The sequence below is a fragment of the Desulforhopalus sp. IMCC35007 genome (assembly GCF_005116575.1).
In the GTDB taxonomy this organism is placed as follows: Bacteria; Desulfobacterota; Desulfobulbia; order Desulfobulbales; family Desulfocapsaceae; genus Desulforhopalus_A.
On record NZ_SWCN01000002.1, the window covers coordinates 134,925 to 153,333 of the forward strand.

The following is an 18,409-nucleotide window of genomic DNA, read 5'->3' on the forward strand; positions in this document are numbered from 1 at the left end:
GTGTGCCGCGTTCTATAGCTCTTTGGATATATTCGGGTCAGGCTGGTCTTCTTCTGGACTGGGAAGGTCGTCGAGAACAACTCCCGTACCATGGCAATCGGGGCAGTCTTCCCAGGTTAGCATAAACCTGCTGGCCCCGCCGAAAAATGATGTCTGTCCAGATCCGCCACAACCGATACATGGAGTTGATTTTTTGGGTGGTTGAGAAGGATTGTTATCCATTTTATGCTGTTATTATGTTGAAAATGCTTATAGATTAAACCTGATTGTTTCTTTTTTCACTATTATATCACCGAATGTACCATGAAGCGAGAAACGTGAGGATTTTTTGTGTTGCACTCGTCTGAATGAATGGTTGAAACTCAAGTTTGTAATTTAAATTAGAAAAATTATTCCCTGAGAGGAGGAATGTGGGATGGGTAAAAAGTCGGCGTATATTCTGTTGAAAATTACAATTGTTCTCTGTTGTGCCTCAATGCTTGTAAGCTGTTCCAGCACGTACTACAGCGCCATGGAAAAAGTTGGCAAACATAAAAGAGATATCATGGTTGACCGGGTTGAAGGGGCAAGGGACTCGCAGGCCGAAGCACAGCAACAGTTCAAATCGGCTCTCGAGCAATTCGATTCTGTCGTTAAGCTGGAAGAGACGGATCTGAAGAAAGCCTACGACAGCCTCAGTAAGGAGTATGAAAAAAGTGACGCTGCAGCAACCAAGGTATCCGAGAGGATAGATAAGGTTGAATCTGTAGCAGGTGACCTCTTTGATGAATGGGCCGATGAACTGGATGAATATCAGAATAAGGAACTGCGCAGATCCAGTAAAAAACAGCTTGATCGAACCAAAGACCGCTACAAGGAAATGATTGCCTCAATGCATCAGGCCGAAGCAAGCATGGAGCCTGTTTTAAAGATATTTAGGGATAATGTCTTGTTCTTAAAGCATAATCTCAACGCTCAGGCTATCGGTTCACTACAGGGCGAGTTTACCAATTTAAAAGGTGAGATCGATAGTCTGGTTAAAAAAATGAATACCGCTATTGAGTCGTCAAATCAGTTTATTGCCGATATAAAGTAGCCGATTATCTGTGTGAGGTAGAAACCTATGCGTTGGAAAACAGGACGACGAAGCAGCAATGTAGAGGACAGGAGAGGTCGCAGGATTTCTGGCGGTGGTATAAAAGGAGGCGGGATTGGTATTGTCCTGCTTGCCCTGGTTGGCATGTATTTTGGTATTGATCCGTCAATTATTCTCAACTCAAACCTTCTGCAGGATGGGGGAACCCAGCAGCAGACAGAGCGGGTCGCTAATCCCCAAGAGGATCGTCTAGCAGATTTTGTTTCGGTGGTGCTGGCAGATACAGAAGACACCTGGGAAACAATTTTCAGGGAGGCGGGCAGTACCTATGAGAAACCGAAACTGATTCTCTTTACAGGTTCGGTGAAATCTGCCTGTGGTTATGCCCAGTCAGCTACCGGTCCATTTTACTGTCCGGCGGACAGGAATGTCTATATCGACCTCGGTTTTTATAAAGAACTCAAGAACAAGCTCAATGCCCCGGGGGACTTTGCCCAGGCCTATGTGGTGGCCCATGAAATCGGCCACCATGTGCAAAATTTGCTGGGGATAAGCGGGAAGGTTCAGGCAAGACGTGCCTCAATCTCAGAGAATGACTACAACAAGCTATCTGTGAAACTGGAACTCCAGGCGGATTGCCTCGCCGGGGTCTGGGCCAATCATGCCAACCGGGTACGAAATATTCTGGAGCCCGGTGATGTGGAAGAAGCTCTTAACGCCGCCAGCATGATAGGTGATGATCATCTGCAGAAACAGGCAAGGGGTTATGTGGTACCGGATTCATTCACCCACGGCAGCTCTGCCCAAAGGGTCCAGTGGTTCCGTACCGGGCTGCAGAGCGGTAACATTAACAGCTGTAATACCTTCCAGTAATCTGTTAATCCCAAAAGCGGCCACACTTGTGTAGCCGCTTTCTTTTATTCTGCTTAAAAAGGCCAGATATACGGAATAAAAAGGGTCGAGGTAATAACCACGAAGGCGTTGAGAGGCAGCCCAAGTTTCATATAGTCCATAAAACGGTAGCCCCCGGGACCGTAGACCATCAGATTGGTCTGGTAGCCAACGGGTGTTGCAAAGCAGGCGCTCGCTCCAAAACAGATCCCTACGATAAAAGGTTTCGGGTCAACCCCTATACCAAGTGCCGTGGAGATTGCAATGGGCAGAAGCAGAACGGCGGTTGCGTTATTGCTGAGAATCTGGGTACAGATGGAGGTGAGCAGGATAATGGCCCCCAGAACGATCAGCGGAGAAGATCCGGCAAAGAGGCTGATAAACGTTTCCGCGTAGAATTGGCTTGCCCCTGTTTTCTGCATCCCGACACCAAGGGCAATGGTACCTGCTATCAGAAGCAGTACATCCCCCTGCAGGGCTCTATAGGCATCACGCATCTGCAGGCAACCTGTTATAATCATTAAAAATGCAGCGGTAAGGGCACAGGTCATGATATCTGCAAGACCCAAAGTAGCTGTACCTACCATGCCGATAAAATTGAGAATCGACCAGGCAGCCTTTTTTTTGTGTAACAGTTCCTCGTAAACATCCTCGATAACGATATATTGTGTATCTGACCGGATTGACTCAAGCTTTGATTCGTGACACCAGACAAGGAGGATGTCTCCGGTCTGGAGTCGAACATCGTGAATCTGTTTTTCGGAGATATGCAGATTGGAGCGCTTCAAGGCAATGATGTGTATCTCAGAGTCACGCGCCAGGTCAGTGTGCTGTATTTTTTGTCCTCTCAGGGAGGAATGGGGAGAGACGATAAGTTCCACTACAATGGGCGCATCTTTCTGGGCACCAAGAACAAGATCTTTTTCCGAGGTGGGCAGGTCGACCTGTTCATTGCGGAGAATTGCCACGAGGTCGTTGAGGGAGCCTTTTACCAGCAGGATATCATCCTCGCAGGTCATACGTTTATCCCGTACCGGGTGATAAATGTTTGATTTATTAATGAGTTCAATGACATTTATAGATGGATATCCAGCAGCAAATAACTCATCAGGGTTTTTGCCGATGAGGTTACTTTTTTCCGGGATTTTTAGTTCAGCAAGATATTTCCTGTGATCTCCGTCTTTGAGTTGGCAGGTAGGGTTGGCCAGATCCGGCAACACCTTGGGGGCGATGAAATAGAGGAGGATAATTCCAATAACAGCAATGGGAACCCCAAGAGTCGACAGCTCAAACATGGTAAGCCCGGCATATCCGTTGGTGACACTGAGATCACTGATAATTATGTTTGTGGATGTGCCGATTAGGGTACAGGTACCGGCCAGAATAGAGGCATAGGAAACGGGGATGAGGAATTTGGAAGGGCTGAGTCCAAATTCGCAGCACATGCTCATAACCACCGGGATAAAAAGTATCACAACGGGAGTGTTGTTAATGAAAGCCGAGGCCACTGCCACGGAAACCAGGATTATGATCAGGGCAAGTTTATGATTGCCTTTGGCCATTTGAATGATTTTCCTGCCAAGAAATTCCACTCCGCCAGTGCGCATCATCCCTTTGGAGACAACAAACATGGCCCCAACAGTGATGAGTGCAGGGTTGGCAAAACCGCTGATCGCCTCTTTGGGTGTGAGAATTCTACTGATAACCAGAAGTACCATGATGCCGATGGCGGTGAGGTCAACAGAAATTTTCTCAGTGATGAGAAGGTAGAGGGTAATGAGCAGTATCGTAGAAATAATCCAGATATCCATATGAATTTGATGGGTTTTCAGGTTGATGGGAGAATATCGCTCCTTGTTATTTTAGGGGTGATTGTAATCTTTGTCTAGTAACAGTACCTGTACCACCCGACTCAGGTCATTAGAAATAAGTTGATGCTATGGCCCCTCTACACTAGGATGCTCTGACGCTTCCAGAGTGACATGAGCGACATATTTGTTTCTGGTGGCTCAACACCTGCCAGGAAAATGATATTGCACCTAAAAATTGCATTCTCTGTTTTGAGCTTTTAAATTGGATCATTTTTTCAAAATGATGCACCAACCACTTGCAATATTTAGGTTTTATAATAAAAACGAGTATTTTTTACGAGGACACCTTTTTAATGAAATTTTTTTCATTTAATAATCTGGACGGCAAGCTTGGGGACCAGAATATATCGCTTGGAAAATGGGGTGAACCCACTATTCGAGTAAAGTTTATGCACAGGGGACTGAGACGGGGCCGCTCGTCGGAAGGCTTTCTCCGTCAATTTCCAGGTCTTTTCCCACAGTGGGGAAACTGCATTTTTGATTTTGATATTGATTGCACGGCGTACGACTGGCTGGTTGTCTATCAGGATCTGCCACCAAGCGGGAATTTCTTTACGGAAGAAAAACTGCTTTGTCCAAGAGAAAAAACCCTGCTCATAACCGGGGAACCTTCTTCCATTACAGTCTTTGGTAAGGATTATCTCAAGCAGTTCGGGGCGGTCATCACTTTTCAGGAACCATGGGCAATGCGCCATCCAAACGTCATTTACCACCATCCCGGTCTGATCTGGCATTACGGTCTGCCCTTTGGTGACGGCTCCTATATAACCTGGGATCAGATGGCAGAGGCGCGGCCGCCCCAAAAGAGTAAGTTACTCTCAACGGTATGTTCCCAGCGTACAGGGAATGTGACCCTGCACTCCACACGGGTCGCTTTTACCTGGCGGCTCAAAGATGAGATTCCTGAACTTGATATCTATGGTCACGGGGTCAACCCGATGAATGACAAGGCTGAAGTACTTGATCCGTATCAGTTTCATATAGCCGTTGAAAATCATGTATATGATCACCATTTAACCGAAAAACTGCCCGATGCTTTTCTTGGCTATACGCTGCCGTTTTATCACGGTGCTCCCAACGCCCAGGACTACTTTCCTAAAGAGAGTTTTATCGCCATTGATATCAACGATTACAAACGATCCTGCGAGATCATCAAGTCGCATCTGGCAAATAATGAATATGAAGATCGTCTGCCCTATATTATCGAGGCAAGACGCAGGGTCCTCGAAGAGCAGAACCTGTTTGGCATTCTCAGCAGTAAGATAGCCGAGCAGGATGCAAAGATAAGCAGGGAAACCATGGGCAGGGTTATTCGCAATCGTTCAACAATGCGGATAAAAAACCCCCTGGCGGGGCTGAGAAGTCTCAGTGAAAAAGTAGCAACCAAAACCTATCACCGTCTCACCTTTAAATCGAGGAACAAACCCCGGGGCTTATAAAGAAAGCTACCCGCTGTAATGTACAGGGGTAGTATGGGTATTTTACGGGTTGAGATAGCCTGTAAGCCCGGAGGCATCAATCAGGCGGCGTATTTCAGCAATATGTGCGGGCCTTGTGCCGCAGCAGCCTCCAACAACCGTTGCCCCTTTTTCGAGCCAGTCTGCTGCATGTCTGCCATATTGTAACGGGGTGAGATCGTCTCTATATCTCAGGAGACCGTCTGATTCTTTGTTCCCGTTGAGTTCCCAGTCTTTTGGGATGGAGGTAAAGGTGTTGGCGTATCCGCCAAACCATCTTTTTCCTGTGCTGGCTAATCGAGGTATGAGGCTGGTGATAGATTCGGGCGCACTGCATCCTCCAAGATATCCTGAAACAGGGAGATCGGCAACGAGCTGTATGGCGTCTTCTATGGTTTCACCGCTGCGCAGGGTTGCTGGCCTGTCTTCACTGAGGGCCCAGGCTATCCATACCGGTTTTCCTGTTTTACATGCGGCTCTTGCAGCAGCAAGAGCCTCCCTGCCGCTTGACATGGTTTCACAGATCAGGAGATCAACATGGGGGGTAAGGATTGCTGCCTGTTCATCATAGAGGACTTCTATTTCATCCAGAGGACCGACAAGATCTGGACGGTAACTTCCCCTTAGTGGGGGGAGAGAGCCTGCGATAGCCACTTTTTTTCCTGTACTTTTAATTGCATGAGCTGCAAGGGTGCAGGCAAGCTCATTGAGTTCTTTAAATCTTTTTCCCAGGCCGACTCGAGTAAGATCGGAGGCGATAACACCGTAGGTATTTGTGGTGATGATATCGGCACCAGCCTCTATAAAGTCCTGGTGAATCTGTTGTACGACCTCAGGGGCACTGAGGAGTGAGGCGGCTGACCAGATCGTCTCCGGAACCTCTACCCCGCGAAAGTGCAATTCACGTCCCATGCCACCATCAAGGAGCAGAACAGGTTTTTCTTCGAGTTGAGAGAGCATGGTTCCTCCTATTTCAGCCATTTCCGTCCAGCTATCATATAAACGACAACAGAAGAGAGTATCAGACAGCCAAAGAGCTGTACACTTTTTGTCTTGAGGATGAAAGCGATGCAGACAATAATTGTGGCACTCATCAGAAAAAACAGGGGCTTGGGCAGATGTTTAAGGACGACCCGGCCAAGATGGGCAAAGCGGATATTGCTTACCATAAGGAAGACCGAAAGCAAGGCCATAAGCCAGAGATTATCTGGTGGTACTACCAGGGCAGCACCGAGGACGATTAAAGCTCCGGCAGGGCTGGGCAGCCCATTGAAGATGCCTTCAGGAAGGTCCTTTTTCTTTTTATCCACAGTGACAAAGCGGATAAGTCTGTAGGCGACTCCGGCCACGAAGATGAGTCCGAAAATGAGTCCGAACATGCCTTCAGACTGGTAAATGATATAGGCGGGCGCCAGTCCAAAGCTTACAAAATCAGCAATGTCATCGAGATATGGACCATACTTGGTCCCCCCATGTTTTACGGCCATTCTGCCGTCAAAAAGATCAAAAAGCTGGCCGAGGATAATGACAAGAATGGCCCAGACAAAAGAGCACTGATAAGTAAAGTAAAGACTTGTAATCCCACAGAAAAAATTTAAGGTCGAGAGGATGTCGGCATAGAGTTTATTGGGAATAAACTTAAAAAAGAGTGAGGCTGCAGAAAGGATGATGCAGGCGATGAGCACCTCATCCCCGATGTCGACAATAAAAGGGTTTTTTTCTATCAGAGCGCAGAAAATAACAAGGCCGAAGCAGATGATGGCTTTAATTTTGCCAAAATTGTTGGCAGCCCCTGAAGTTTTGAGCAGTTTTAGGATATGCCGGGCAAAAAACTGGCCGACGAGTTCGATGGAAATAAGTATCCAGACCAGCTTAGGGCTCAGGATACCAGCATAGGCAAAGCCGAGCATCGGTGGCAGGTAGGTGAGTTTATCACAAAAAGGGTCAAGCCATTCTCCCCACCGGGTGACGAGATCACAGCTTCTGGCAACAATGCCGTCGACCCCGTCAAGGATGGCGGCAACGGTGAATATAAGGATTCCAATACTCTGATAGCCGAAATAAAAATAGAGGAAAAAACCAACGATGGCCATGGCAGCCCGCCAGTAGCAGATTGCGTTTGGATGCAGGAGCCATTGATGGGAGAAGATATAATCCCGCATAGATTGCTTTTTTACCATCTGAGCCATCCAGTAGTAAAAGCCGGTTCCTACGGCAGCAGAAGCTATGATCACCAGAAATCGTTCCATGTTTTCTCTCTATATATCTGTTTCCTGAAAGGAAGAATTCATTTGCTTTGTATAACAACGGGTCATTTTCCAACATGGTTCTTTACCATCTTACTCCTGAATAGTCTATTTTTACAGGAAGATTGTGGTGGCAACTGTTAAAAGAGTTTACTGTCGATTTTTACCTGAGTTGCCTGCAGTAATCGGTTTTACAAGTTATTCCGTCGTGGAAAATCTCAATAAAATGTGAATATATGCAGTATAAATGTAAGAGGATGTGCTAAGGGTATTTATATACATTTACCCGGTGCATCGATTATTTTTGGTGGAGTGGCTCAAATTGAGTGAAAAAGGCAATACAGAGTTAATACAGAGTGGTTTGGAGAGAAGAAGTGCACCCAAAGGCGCATGTTTATCTGTGACAGACGGCCGAGATCTCAAAATTCTCGATTATTGTGTACCACCTGGAACGCGTCAGAATATCGAATGGCTCTACCCCCATGTAGAGGGCAAGGCACCAGCATCCATGGTGGTTCATCTGGTCAACGGTATCCAGCCGGGGCCGGTGCTCTGTCTTACCGCGGCAATCCATGGAGACGAGCTGAATGGGATTGCCATCATCAGAAAGATAGTCGACGGCCTTGACCCTGCAAAGCTTGCCGGTGCCGTGGTCGGTATACCTGTTGTCAATCTGGATGGTTTTATTTTGCATAACCGTTATATCTCCGGTCATATCGATTTGAACCGATGTTTTCCGGGAGACTCCCTGGAGAGTTATGCACACCGGGTAGCCCACGGGATCTTTAAAGGAATTATTGTCCATTGTGACGGCCTTGTTGATATCCATACGGGCTCGAGTCTACGGGAAAATATGGTGCAGCTTCGAGCTGATCTCTCCTGTAAAGATGTTGCACAGCTGTCTGCAGGATTTGGTAATTTGGGTGTCATGCAAAGTTGTGCTGCTCCAGGCACCCTGCGCCGGGCTGCAACGGATGCCGGTATCGCAGCTCTTACTATGGAGGTGGGGGGTTCCCATGGTATAGAGTATGACAAGGTCTGTACCGGTGTGGAGGGACTTCTTTCTCTGCTGAAATCGTATGGTATGATCGGAGAGAAAGGTTTTACACCGGATTCCCAGCACGTCTATCTTGGCGGAGGCTGGATCAGAGCAGAGTTTACAGGCATTCTGGCCAATCGTGTTGAGTTGGGTACAGTGGTTGTCGAGGGGACAGTGCTGGCTGAGATATTTGACCCCTTTTCCAGTGAGATCCACCTGGTGCGGGCACCTTTTGACTGCACGGTTTTAGGCAGGGCCCATAGTCAACAGGTGGAAGTGGGTTTTGCTCTTTTTCGTGTCGCAATGGAGCAGAGATCCTGACTGTCTCCCCGCCTACCTCCTCGTCAGCAATCGTTTTTACTCCAGCTTATTTTTATTTCTGAAATCCTTTCCTGAAATGGGGTAACTGATGTTGTTGATTTTCTGGAAGCATCTTTGACTACAACCTGCTCCATTTTGGGTAAGTTTACGGGGCATGATCACACAATAAACAGGAAACACCTTAAGCTTGAAGGAAAGTCAAACCTGTTTACCTTCGACCTGGCATTATTAAGTTCAATGAAAAAGTGCCCAAATTACCTAATCAATAGGAAGTTTTAGTTTTACTCTTCTCCGTTTAAAATTACTTCCCCGTGGATAAGTTTTTGATAAAACATTGAACCATTCTCTTTACGGCGAAAGTGGCGATAAGCTTTCACAGCAAAAGTAGAGGGCGATAAGTCATGGAAGGTACTTGTTATTTCCTGATGATTTTCAAACCCTCCGTTACTTATTTTGGTTAATAAATCTTCACGTAAACGATCACTCATTAAGGCGATCTGCGTGGTATAAGCGATATACTCCCCCGCTGCGAGACCTTGAGTTTCTAGCTCAAAATGAGCTTCTGCAATAGCATGAGCAACTTCATGGATAATAAAACTATTGTGTAGCTCTCTGTTGAAAGTTAGCCCCCAGAAGCTGTTTTTTATAAATCGACATTTGCATGCACCATAAGAGAGGATGTGAGTTTTTCTTGTTCTCGTATTGTAGTGACCAAGACACACTTCAGGATCAGCATGTCCCATCAATTTGCTAACAATGTGTAGATCTATTGAAACAGGTTTATTAAGTCCAGCTGTTCTAAGAAACGCATACGTTTTATCAATCGCCAAGCAAGCATGAGCTATGTCACACTTTTTTGCTGCGTATACAGTAACATTTCCATTGGCACATTTTACCGGTTCTGCAAAGGCACTCCCATACCAGAGAATAACGACCAAAACACACCACAAGACTAACATGAAGCTGATAAATGGTATTTTTGTCATCCTGCTTTCTCCTTAGATTTTAGGGGGAAGAGGAGGGATTAGGTCATTCTGAACATCCTTAGCAGGGTTTCTTTTCACCCCGTGGTAACTTGTTTATAATATGTAACGTAAGCATCTTTATAATGTTATGATATTGAGTGAAATAATTTCTGGTTACCACTGCTAGTTTCCGGAAACACTTTCCCCGGAAGTTTGCGCTTAACCCCAATATTAGGACCACCCTCTTAAGTGGAATTTGCATTCCCAAACTGGTATTAAAAGAGGATGCAAATGAAAGGAAAAAGAAGAGCACATTCGGATAAGTTTAAAGCCAAGATCGCAATTGAAGCCTTAAAAGGAATCAAGACACTCTCTGAGCTAGCAGCAGAACATAAGATTCATCCCAACCAAATTTCCACCTGGAAAAGGCAACTGCAGATGAACGCAGAACAGCTCTTTTCTAGTGGAAAGGCAAGTAAGTCAAAAACAGAAGATGAACTCACAGCTCCACTTTATGAGGAGATTGGACGACTGAAGATGGATATTAAATGGCTTGAAAAAAAGCTATGAGCCTGCCACTATCAACCCGAAAAAATTGGGTGGAGGTGAGTCCTGAATATTCCATCAGAAGACAATGTAGTTTGGCAGGCGTATCAAGATCTTGTGTTTACTATACACCTGCTATTGAAACAGCGGAAAATCTCATGTTGATGCGGCTGATCGACGAACAATATTTGCTGCATCCGGAGTTTGGTTACCCGCGAATGACTGATTGGTTGCGAGATCAGGGGTATTGGATTAATCATAAACGGGTGGCTCGCTTAATGCGAGTTATGGGGCTTCAGGCCATAACACCAGGACCTCACACAAGCAAACCAGCACCGGGACATAAAATTTATCCATACCTACTGCGTAATATGGATGTTGCAGCGGTGGACCAGGTGTGGAGTATGGATATCACCTACATCCCAATGCGACGCGGGTTCATGTACCTCGCGGCGGTGATTGATTGGTATAGTCGCTACGTTCTTGCTTGGGAGCTTTCCAATACCATGGAAAGCCTTTTCTGTGTAGCCGCCTTAGAGCAAGCATTGACACAGGGCAAACCAACAATATTCAACACCGATCAGGGGGCACAGTTCACTTCTGAGGCTTTTACAGAGGTGTTGCTTGATAAGAACATTGCCATTAGCATGGATGGTCGTGGCCGAGCTCTAGACAACGTTTTCATTGAACGATTATGGTGGACTGTAAAATACGAAGATATTTATCCTAAAGCTTATTCCGATGGACATACATTGTATCAAGGACTTAGCCGGTATTTTGATTATTACAACAAGGAAAGGAAACATTCCTCGTTGAACAAGCAGACACCATTTGAGGTATTTTCAAAACAGACTACGCATTGAAGAGAGGGGGGAACAAGGCTTCCGACTCGCTTCGCTTGCCGAAAGTTGGTTTAACGCATTAAGGACTCAAGAATGGGGAAGCGTAAAGAAGAAAGGCCGAGTATGTTTCCACACCCAGCCTCCCATTCTCAAGTCACTCACTACGGTGCTCGGGTCGCTCCTCAGCGTTGCCCTATCCTCCGAGTGAGCAGAACAACAGTAACATGGCTCTTTGTTTGTATAAAGAAGATGGTATAAAAAAATGGAGAACTGACTTAACAGTCGTTATAAAAAGGAACTGCAGATTCCACCTTAAATCTATCAGCCAGTGGTTTAAGAATGGGGGTAGCCGTAGTTAAGAGATTCACATGGGCAACGTTAACAATTTAAGCAAATATCGAAGTTTATACTATTCCTGTAATTCTCTGGTTCCGGAGAGATAAATTCCTAACATGTTTTTACTTGCGGCCTGTCGGAGATGTTTCCGGATTATCTTTGCTGGTCACTTTATGTAGAGTGTTAGGCTTCTTGCAGGTTCCTCAACACTTCCTTCCTGCTCCTTTGCAACATTATAAATCTCAAGACTCTTTGGCCATTGAGTCATCTACGGCAATGGAAAGCAAAAAGGGGTGGATCTTACGATCACCCCTTTTGCTCTCTCGAACCATTTCAAAGCCCTTGCTCAGTATGATCTACATTGTTGCACTGGCTGTATTTGCTCAGGCTTAAAAGATTCCAACCATCTATTTGTAATCGAGATTGTAGAACGGATTGATGTGGTCTCTTTTCGGTGTTGTTGCCTTAGCAAAAATCACGTCTTTCAAATGGTAATTATCGATGATTCGTTTGGCTGTTTTTTCACGGACATCCTTGTCATTTTGCATTCGGCCTTCCAGGTTACCGAGTGTTGCCACTCCGTCATTGAGACTCACAGTTGCACGGGGAGAATCATTGACAATCATTGCATGGATACTGGCAAGGAGTGCTTGTTTTTTAAGGATTTCAGATGATTCCGGGGTTGCGTCATACAGACCGCTTTTTACAACGTCCTGGAGAATATCAACAACCTTTCCCACTTTCAAGATATCGATATTTAAAACAAGGTCGTAAAGACTGCAATTCCAGGTATCTTTACCATAGAGACTCAGACCCCACTTGCGCCTTTCATCATCATCTTTTTTGAGCAGGTAACGTGCCTCTTCTTCGGAAGAATTTTCGCGTTTCATCTCCTCTTTGATCCGGTCTTCCATGTTGGCGATAATTCTCACTTTCAAGACATGCTGGATACCCTGGAGAAGAAAATGACCGGAAAGCCCATGGTAAACAATATTGTCCCTTACCATATGATTGAGAAAAGCTGCTCTGAAGTAACTCATGTAGCGTTCCCGACCATGGCTAAAGCGATCCAGGACAGACGGTGCGTCATGAAGGGCCTTGATGAGACGGAATTCTGGAATGGAGAATTCGTCACATGCCTCCAGCAGAATATCTCTGGATACGCATTGGTAACCAAGTTTCTCTGCGAGAGCCTCCGCAACCTCTTTGCCCCGGCTGTAAGAGCCTCGTGATATCGTAACAATAGCCATTATGTACTCCCTTATTTTGAGTCATTTGAAAGAAAGATAACACTATGAGTAGAATAGTTACGTTCCTATCAAAAATCTTTAAATATTCGCCTGGGGCAAATATATACCTAGTTAGAGCCATACTCAAGGAATTCTGTGATAAACTACCAGAAATGCGGAGAGTAGTGTGAACCGATGAATACCCAGGAGATCACTCCAGGGTATTCATCGGGGTTCGTATTATATTTTACATGGAAACGATACCTTTCACTTAAAATATTGAAGCAGAGCGTGCAGTGTTGTTAAGGGGTGTGGAGGACAGCCTGGAATGTAAAGATCCACAGGCAGCAGGCTCCCCAGGTCACCCACCACCTCATCACTGCCGTGAAAGGGGCCTCCGGAGATGGAACAGCAGCCACTGGCAATAACAACCTTTGGTGATGGGACGGCGTTGTAGGTGTCCATCAGCGCCTGCCGCATATTTTTAGAGATGGGCCCCGTAACATGAATTCCATCGGCATGTCGTGGTGATGCGACAAAATCAATGCCAAAACGGGCGAGATCGAAAAACGGGGTGGTTAAAACGTTGGTATCCGCCTCGCAGGAGTTGCAGCCGCCGGCAGACACCTGACGAAGTTGCAGTGACCTGCCAAAGAGCTTTTTAAAATGCTGTTTGGAGTGGTCTGCAAGGGCCGGAAGAGTTCCGCCGGTGATAAGATCAGATCGAGTGGCAGCACCAATGCCAAAATCCTCACTAAAGTGGACAAAGGCACCATCGCCTATGGTTTCACACTGACCACAGAAACTGCATCGCCCAAGGTCAATGGTTTTATCAGCGGTATCTATGGCATCCTGAGGACAGATTGCAGCACATTGTTTGACAATGTCATTGTTGCAATCCTGATTGATTATGGGCATCCCCCGGTATCTGTGATACAGCGCAATCGGCTCTTTGGGGTATGTGGAGGTTTTACACCCCTGCTCCATTTTATTCTTAATTATTTTCAGCATAATCAAACCTTGTTTATTTTTCTTTGTCGTCAGACTGATTTTTCATGAGAACACTGATCAGTGCTACAGGTCAAAGCCACAATACGAGAGATTAAAGCTCTTATTGCAGAGAGGAAAATCAGATATTTCCTGATTGCGAAGAGACATGGCAAGACCTGTCCAGTTATGAAAAGAAGGGTCTTTTATCTTATATCGCTGAACCTTCCCTTTGGTATCAGTGATGAGACAGTGGGAGATTTCACCTCGCCATCCCTCATTGATAGTTACGACAAAGGAATCAGGGATGAGCTCGTGATCCTGCATATGTACGGCTGACTCAGCGCTTTCCAGTTGTTCATGTTTTTCAATCAGTAAACAGATCAGCTGCAGGGAGTGCATGATTTCCTCACGGCGGACGGTTGCCCGGCTGTTTACATCACCATTGGTAACAAAGTTTGTATTGGCCGGAAGTTCTCCATAGCATTCGCAGGGAAAGCTTACTCTTGCGTCGTAGGGGAGGTTACAGGCCCTGCCGGCATAGCCGACCAGACCCAGGTCTTTGGCCCTTTCATGGGCTACAGTTCCAGTATATTCAAATCGGGCCTGAACCGTATGGGCGGTGAAAAGCAGATCACAGACATGTTCAATCTCAGGGGTGATTTCGGTCAGTTTCTCACGCAGAAGATGGCGCTGTTCCTCACCCATGACATGGGTTGTTCCGCCCGGACGAACCAGACCTTTACCAAAACGATTGCCGCTGAGTACCTGTAATAAATTGAGAAATTCTCCTCTGATCCTGCCAAAATAGGCGGCAGGCGGGTTAAAGGCAACGTCACCGCTGAGTGCGCCAAGATCACCGATATGATTGCAGATTCGTTCGAGCTCAAGGGCTATGGTCCGGACAATACGTGCCCCCCGGTCGACACTAAGCCCTGCCAGTGCCTCCACCGCCTGACACATGCAAAGGTTATGGCCGATGGAGGTGTCGCCTGCAATGGATTCGCAGATGATCGGATACCTTTTCTGGGCGACGGTGGGCAACATCTTTTCCACACCCCGATGCTGGTAGCCTAACTGAATTTCCAGATGGAGGACTTCCTCGCCTGCACATTGAAAACGAAAATGTCCGGGTTCGATGATGCCTGCGTGGACCGGGCCGACAGCCACTTCGTGGATGGCGTCACCTTCCACCTTGAAATAGGGGTAGTTGCCGGGAATTTCATGGGAATAGTCATTGCCGAATACATCGCTCTGACCTGAATAGTTCTGGTGATAACGGACCATTTTCAGCCAGGGGTGACCGTCGGGCTTGATACCGAACTGTTCTGCAATTTCTCGCTCGAACATATGGAACTTTTCACTGACATTTCTTGTCAGGGACTGGAAGGAGCTTCCAACCTTTGTACCAACCACATACAGTTCACTGTTACGGAGAACCGCCAGCAGTTTGTGACTGCTTTCATCTTTATAGGCAAAGAACTGGACGATGAAACCGTCATTTCTGACAAACTCCGAGAGTGTTGTGAAAAATTGATCGTAGGGTAGCTCTGGAATAGATGCGCGGCTGACAGCTATGCCGTTTTGTATTTTCAGGAGGTTATCCATGAATTGTTCCTCCAATCATTTTGATGGAATGAAGAATAGTTTCGTACACAACGTCGGGCATCCATATGCAGAGACCAACCGAGGCGAGGATCAGGGCATAGGGTGGAAGAAGGCGCAGCGTTTTTTCTTTTACCTGGAATTTTTCCGTGGTTTCACCGTAGCACATGGACATGAAAATGCGTCCCGTCCCCGCTGCAACCAGGGTAAGGGCAAAGAGAAAAATACCAATGCAGATATAGCGATGCTCCTGAAAAGCGCCGATAATAATGACGACCTCACTGATGAACATGCCAAAGGGAGGCAGGCCGACAATACCAATAAATCCTGCAAACAGAGAAATGAAGGTCTTTGGCATAAAGCCGATAATCCCGCCAATACGCTGGACCTGTTTGGTGCCAAAACCAAGCAGGATGTTGCCCGCTGAGAGAAACAGTGAGGATTTCAACAGTGAATGATGAATGATATGAAGAAAGGCACCGTAAACAGCAAAGCCACCAATTCCAACACCAAAGGCGATGATCCCCATGTTTTTAATACTGGAGTAGGCGAGCATCCTCTTATAATCGGGCTGGCCGATGATAAAAATCGCTCCCACCAGCATGGAAAGCAGGCCAAAGCCGATGAGTACATTGCCTGAAAACTCGCCAAGACCTGCAACATTCATCAGCACATGGGTCTTATAGATTCCTAAAAAAGCACAGTTGAGCAGGGCGCCGGAGAGCAGGGCCGAGGCGGGGCTTGGTGCCTGGCTGTGGGCATCCGGCAGCCAGGTATGCATTGGTGCCAGACCCATTTTGGTACCAAAGCCGATGACCACAAAGATAAACCCGACTTTCAGCCAGAGCGGGTCAAGCTGAGTGGCGACCGTGTTCAGGGAAGTGAAGGTGAGGGGTGCGTTGATATTACCAAGCTCCATGGCCATGGTTATAAAAAAGCAGCCGAGCAGGGCAAGGGCAATTCCCACCGAACAGATAAGTACATATTTCCAGGTTGCCTCAAGGGCTTCTTTGGAGCGATGGATAAAGATAAGGGGAGCACTGACAAGTGTTGTCGCCTCAATGGCAATCCACAGTACGATGGGATGGTCAGACAGGGTCACCATGGACATAGTGCCGAGGAAAAGCAGCATGCAACAGATGAAGACCGGCTTGTTCTCCATTTCTGTCTCTTCCATGTAGGAAAAAGCATACAGGGAAATACAGACAAAGATAAAAGACGTTACCATCAAAATCAGCAAGCCTTCAGGGGAGGCGCTGAAATATTTTGCAAAGGCCGGGGTAAGCTTGCCCATCCAGCTCATAATGGTCAGTTGGAAATGCAACAGGGCTGTAATGAGCAGCATGATTCTGCCAAGGGAGGCCGGGAGTGCAAGTGCTGTGAGTCCCGTCGCAAGTGGCAGCATAAAGATAAATTCGATCATATTCTCAATCCTTTAAACGTCCAAGTAAAGTGGTATCGACATCATCGAAGGCACTGTTGATATTGTGCAGGATGATTCCCATAATCATAACGCCTACCAGGAGATCAAGCAGGACCCCGAATTCAACCACATAGAGGGTATGGCTGTGCTTGGTCAGGGCAGTACCGATCAGGTAGATGCCGTTTTCCAGCATCAGGTAGCCGATGACCTGGGTAATTGCCTTGCTTCTTGCCATCATCAGGAAAAAGCCTGAGGCCATGGTGGTAATGGCGGTGATCAGCACGATGTCGTGCCCGGCCGGCAGTGTAAGGCGCAGGCTGTTGGTGATAAAAACCGAGACCAGAATTATGGCAAGGCCTGAGAGGATTGAGGCGTGATAGCCTATAAAGGGTTCTATATCACGTTTAATGGCAATTCGTTTGACCGCCATGTACAATAGACCCGGGATAAGTAAGCCTTTGATTAAAATCATGATCTGAAAGAAGATGATCGCTCCGCTTCCAAATGAGCCATGGTCTTTTAAAAACAGCGGGGTAAGCGACACCATTACACCCTGAAGAGCCATGATCTTTACCAGTGAGGTAAGCCTTGTTGAGCCCAGGGACAACAGCACCGAAAGCAGTGTAATAACTAGAATTGACTGAGAAATATTTATCATTGCAAAACTCCCATGGTTAAGATGGCAGCAAAAAAGACCAGAGCAAAAGAAGTGAGAATGAATTTGGGAACCAGATCCATCTTAAATCTGGCCATAATCGATTCTGTTATGCCTATGGCAACATAGATAAGAGAGAGTAATGCATAAAAAATCAAGCCGTTGACGAGGCTGCTGGCAGCTGTGAACGGATAGAGAATGTGGGTTATGAAGGCGGCGTAAAAAAACAATTTATAAAAGGATCCGAGTTCGATAAGGGCAAGGTCCGGGCCACTGTGATCAAGGACCATAACCTCATGGATCATGGTGAGCTCCAGGTGTGTTGCCGGGTCATCAACCGGTACACGGGAGTTTTCTGTGAGCATGACCATAAAGAGGGCCACGATGACAAAGAGCAGTAAGGCGCCGGAGGCGCTAAGGAGAGAAATCGGATTTTCACCGGTAAAATACTCGGCAAAGCTGAGCGAGCCTGTCAGCCGGTAAAAAAGAACCAGCACAGTAAAGATGGTGACCTCCGCCAGCGTTGAAAAGAACACCTCCCTGGCCGCTCCCATCCCCTCAAAGGGGGAGGCGGTATCTAAGGCAGCAGCGACTGTGAAAAAGCGTCCTATACCCATGAGATAAAAGAGGGCAATGACATCGCCGTGAAAGGAAAATAGGGGACTTCCACCTGCAAATGGAAAAAACAACAGCACAATAAATGCAGATGCAAAGGAGACGATGGGGCCGAGTTTGAATACGAAGGTGGTGCTGTTGCTGTACACCGAACCTTTTTTGAGCAGTTTAATCAGGGTGTAGTATTTAATGAGCAGCGGCGGTCCGTTTTTTCCGGCAAAAAAAGCTTTTACTTTTAATATGATACCGGGGAAAAGCGGGGCGGCCAGTATCGCTATGGCCAGTGGTATAAAAGTTTCCATATCT

Annotated in this window: 16 protein-coding genes; 5 read left to right on the plus strand and 11 right to left on the minus strand. The window is 46.6% G+C overall.

Annotation, left to right across the window (positions count from 1 at the left end; translation table 11 throughout):
• Positions 1-12 precede the first annotated feature (12 nt).
• Positions 13-222, minus strand: a complete 210-nt coding sequence (locus FCL48_RS02470; protein ID WP_136870655.1) for a hypothetical protein — start codon at positions 220-222, stop codon at positions 13-15.
• A gap of 193 nt (positions 223-415) precedes the next feature.
• Here FCL48_RS02470 and FCL48_RS02475 point away from each other — a divergent pair, with 193 nt between their 5' ends.
• Together FCL48_RS02475 and FCL48_RS02480 are read left to right on the plus strand one after the other, a co-directional pair.
• Positions 416-1,075: a DUF2959 domain-containing protein gene (locus FCL48_RS02475; RefSeq protein WP_136870656.1), complete on the plus strand. Its 660-nt coding sequence runs from the start codon at positions 416-418 to the stop codon at positions 1,073-1,075.
• Between the two features lie 27 nt (positions 1,076-1,102).
• Complete coding sequence (locus FCL48_RS02480; protein ID WP_136870657.1) at positions 1,103-1,948, plus strand: neutral zinc metallopeptidase; 846 nt, start codon at positions 1,103-1,105, stop codon at positions 1,946-1,948.
• A gap of 53 nt (positions 1,949-2,001) precedes the next feature.
• On the opposite strand, the gene FCL48_RS02485 is transcribed toward FCL48_RS02480, so the two are convergent.
• On the minus strand, positions 2,002-3,777 hold the full coding sequence (locus FCL48_RS02485; RefSeq protein WP_136870658.1) for an SLC13 family permease: 1,776 nt from the start codon (positions 3,775-3,777) through the stop codon (positions 2,002-2,004).
• Positions 3,778-4,130: 353 nt separating this feature from the next.
• On the opposite strand from FCL48_RS02485, the gene FCL48_RS02490 reads away from it, so the two are divergent.
• Positions 4,131-5,276, plus strand: a complete 1,146-nt coding sequence (locus FCL48_RS02490) for a glycosyltransferase family 10 domain-containing protein (RefSeq protein WP_205747622.1) — start codon at positions 4,131-4,133, stop codon at positions 5,274-5,276.
• Positions 5,277-5,318: 42 nt separating this feature from the next.
• On the opposite strand, the gene FCL48_RS02495 is transcribed toward FCL48_RS02490, so the two are convergent.
• Together FCL48_RS02495 and FCL48_RS02500 are read right to left on the minus strand one after the other, a co-directional pair.
• The gene (locus FCL48_RS02495; protein WP_136870659.1) at positions 5,319-6,275 is read right to left on the minus strand and encodes a homocysteine S-methyltransferase family protein; all 957 of its coding nucleotides are present in this window, start codon (positions 6,273-6,275) and stop codon (positions 5,319-5,321) included.
• Positions 6,263-7,543, minus strand: coding sequence for a CDP-alcohol phosphatidyltransferase family protein (locus FCL48_RS02500; protein ID WP_136870660.1), 1,281 nt, complete (start codon positions 7,541-7,543; stop codon positions 6,263-6,265). The genes FCL48_RS02495 and FCL48_RS02500 overlap by 13 nt, the downstream gene beginning before the upstream one ends.
• Positions 7,544-7,940: 397 nt before the next feature.
• Between FCL48_RS02500 and FCL48_RS02505 the strand changes: the two genes are divergently transcribed.
• The gene (locus FCL48_RS02505) at positions 7,941-8,900 is read left to right on the plus strand and encodes a succinylglutamate desuccinylase/aspartoacylase family protein (protein ID WP_136870661.1); all 960 of its coding nucleotides are present in this window, start codon (positions 7,941-7,943) and stop codon (positions 8,898-8,900) included.
• Between the two features lie 281 nt (positions 8,901-9,181).
• On the opposite strand, the gene FCL48_RS02510 is transcribed toward FCL48_RS02505, so the two are convergent.
• Complete coding sequence (locus FCL48_RS02510; RefSeq protein ID WP_136870662.1) at positions 9,182-9,886, minus strand: DUF6639 family protein; 705 nt, start codon at positions 9,884-9,886, stop codon at positions 9,182-9,184.
• 264 nt (positions 9,887-10,150) lie between these two features.
• On the opposite strand from FCL48_RS02510, the gene FCL48_RS02515 reads away from it, so the two are divergent.
• A protein-coding gene (locus FCL48_RS02515) for an IS3 family transposase (protein WP_371418651.1) occupies positions 10,151-11,274 on the plus strand; the annotation gives its coding sequence in 2 pieces (ribosomal slippage) (positions 10,151-10,433 and positions 10,433-11,274; 1,125 coding nt in all).
• Between the two features lie 722 nt (positions 11,275-11,996).
• Here FCL48_RS02515 and FCL48_RS02520 read toward each other — a convergent pair.
• The 6 genes from FCL48_RS02520 to FCL48_RS02545 all read right to left on the minus strand — a co-directional run bounded on the left by FCL48_RS02520 (position 11,997) and on the right by FCL48_RS02545 (position 18,405).
• Entirely contained in the window at positions 11,997-12,839 is an 843-nt protein-coding gene (locus FCL48_RS02520; RefSeq protein ID WP_136870664.1) for an AAA family ATPase, read from the minus strand.
• A 246-nt stretch (positions 12,840-13,085) separates the two neighbouring features.
• A complete protein-coding gene (locus tag FCL48_RS02525; protein WP_136870665.1) occupies positions 13,086-13,829 on the minus strand; it encodes a hydrogenase in 744 nt (247 codons plus the stop codon).
• 63 nt (positions 13,830-13,892) lie between these two features.
• The gene (locus FCL48_RS02530) at positions 13,893-15,413 is read right to left on the minus strand and encodes a hydrogenase (protein ID WP_136870666.1); all 1,521 of its coding nucleotides are present in this window, start codon (positions 15,411-15,413) and stop codon (positions 13,893-13,895) included.
• Positions 15,406-16,833: a proton-conducting transporter membrane subunit gene (locus FCL48_RS02535; protein WP_136870667.1), complete on the minus strand. Its 1,428-nt coding sequence runs from the start codon at positions 16,831-16,833 to the stop codon at positions 15,406-15,408. The genes FCL48_RS02530 and FCL48_RS02535 overlap by 8 nt, the downstream gene beginning before the upstream one ends.
• Positions 16,834-16,837: 4 nt before the next feature.
• Positions 16,838-17,491: a hydrogenase gene (locus FCL48_RS02540; protein WP_136870668.1), complete on the minus strand. Its 654-nt coding sequence runs from the start codon at positions 17,489-17,491 to the stop codon at positions 16,838-16,840.
• Positions 17,488-18,405: a respiratory chain complex I subunit 1 family protein gene (locus FCL48_RS02545; protein WP_136870669.1), complete on the minus strand. Its 918-nt coding sequence runs from the start codon at positions 18,403-18,405 to the stop codon at positions 17,488-17,490. The genes FCL48_RS02540 and FCL48_RS02545 overlap by 4 nt, the downstream gene beginning before the upstream one ends.
• Positions 18,406-18,409 lie beyond the last annotated feature (4 nt).

Excerpts from the sequence above, each read along its gene's own strand:
- FCL48_RS02470 (WP_136870655.1), bottom strand. The coding sequence starts at position 222 with ATGGATAACAATCCTTCTCAACCACCCAAAAAATCAACTCCATGTATC.
- FCL48_RS02475 (WP_136870656.1), top strand. The coding sequence starts at position 416 with ATGGGTAAAAAGTCGGCGTATATTCTGTTGAAAATTACAATTGTTCTC.
- FCL48_RS02480 (WP_136870657.1), top strand. The coding sequence starts at position 1,103 with ATGCGTTGGAAAACAGGACGACGAAGCAGCAATGTAGAGGACAGGAGA.
- FCL48_RS02485 (WP_136870658.1), bottom strand. The coding sequence starts at position 3,777 with ATGGATATCTGGATTATTTCTACGATACTGCTCATTACCCTCTACCTT.
- FCL48_RS02490 (WP_205747622.1), top strand. The coding sequence starts at position 4,131 with ATGAAATTTTTTTCATTTAATAATCTGGACGGCAAGCTTGGGGACCAG.
- FCL48_RS02495 (WP_136870659.1), bottom strand. The coding sequence starts at position 6,275 with ATGGCTGAAATAGGAGGAACCATGCTCTCTCAACTCGAAGAAAAACCT.
- FCL48_RS02500 (WP_136870660.1), bottom strand. The coding sequence starts at position 7,543 with ATGGAACGATTTCTGGTGATCATAGCTTCTGCTGCCGTAGGAACCGGC.
- FCL48_RS02510 (WP_136870662.1), bottom strand. The coding sequence starts at position 9,886 with ATGACAAAAATACCATTTATCAGCTTCATGTTAGTCTTGTGGTGTGTT.
- FCL48_RS02520 (WP_136870664.1), bottom strand. The coding sequence starts at position 12,839 with ATGGCTATTGTTACGATATCACGAGGCTCTTACAGCCGGGGCAAAGAG.
- FCL48_RS02525 (WP_136870665.1), bottom strand. The coding sequence starts at position 13,829 with ATGCTGAAAATAATTAAGAATAAAATGGAGCAGGGGTGTAAAACCTCC.
- FCL48_RS02530 (WP_136870666.1), bottom strand. The coding sequence starts at position 15,413 with ATGGATAACCTCCTGAAAATACAAAACGGCATAGCTGTCAGCCGCGCA.
- FCL48_RS02535 (WP_136870667.1), bottom strand. The coding sequence starts at position 16,833 with ATGATCGAATTTATCTTTATGCTGCCACTTGCGACGGGACTCACAGCA.
- FCL48_RS02540 (WP_136870668.1), bottom strand. The coding sequence starts at position 17,491 with ATGATAAATATTTCTCAGTCAATTCTAGTTATTACACTGCTTTCGGTG.
- FCL48_RS02545 (WP_136870669.1), bottom strand. The coding sequence starts at position 18,405 with ATGGAAACTTTTATACCACTGGCCATAGCGATACTGGCCGCCCCGCTT.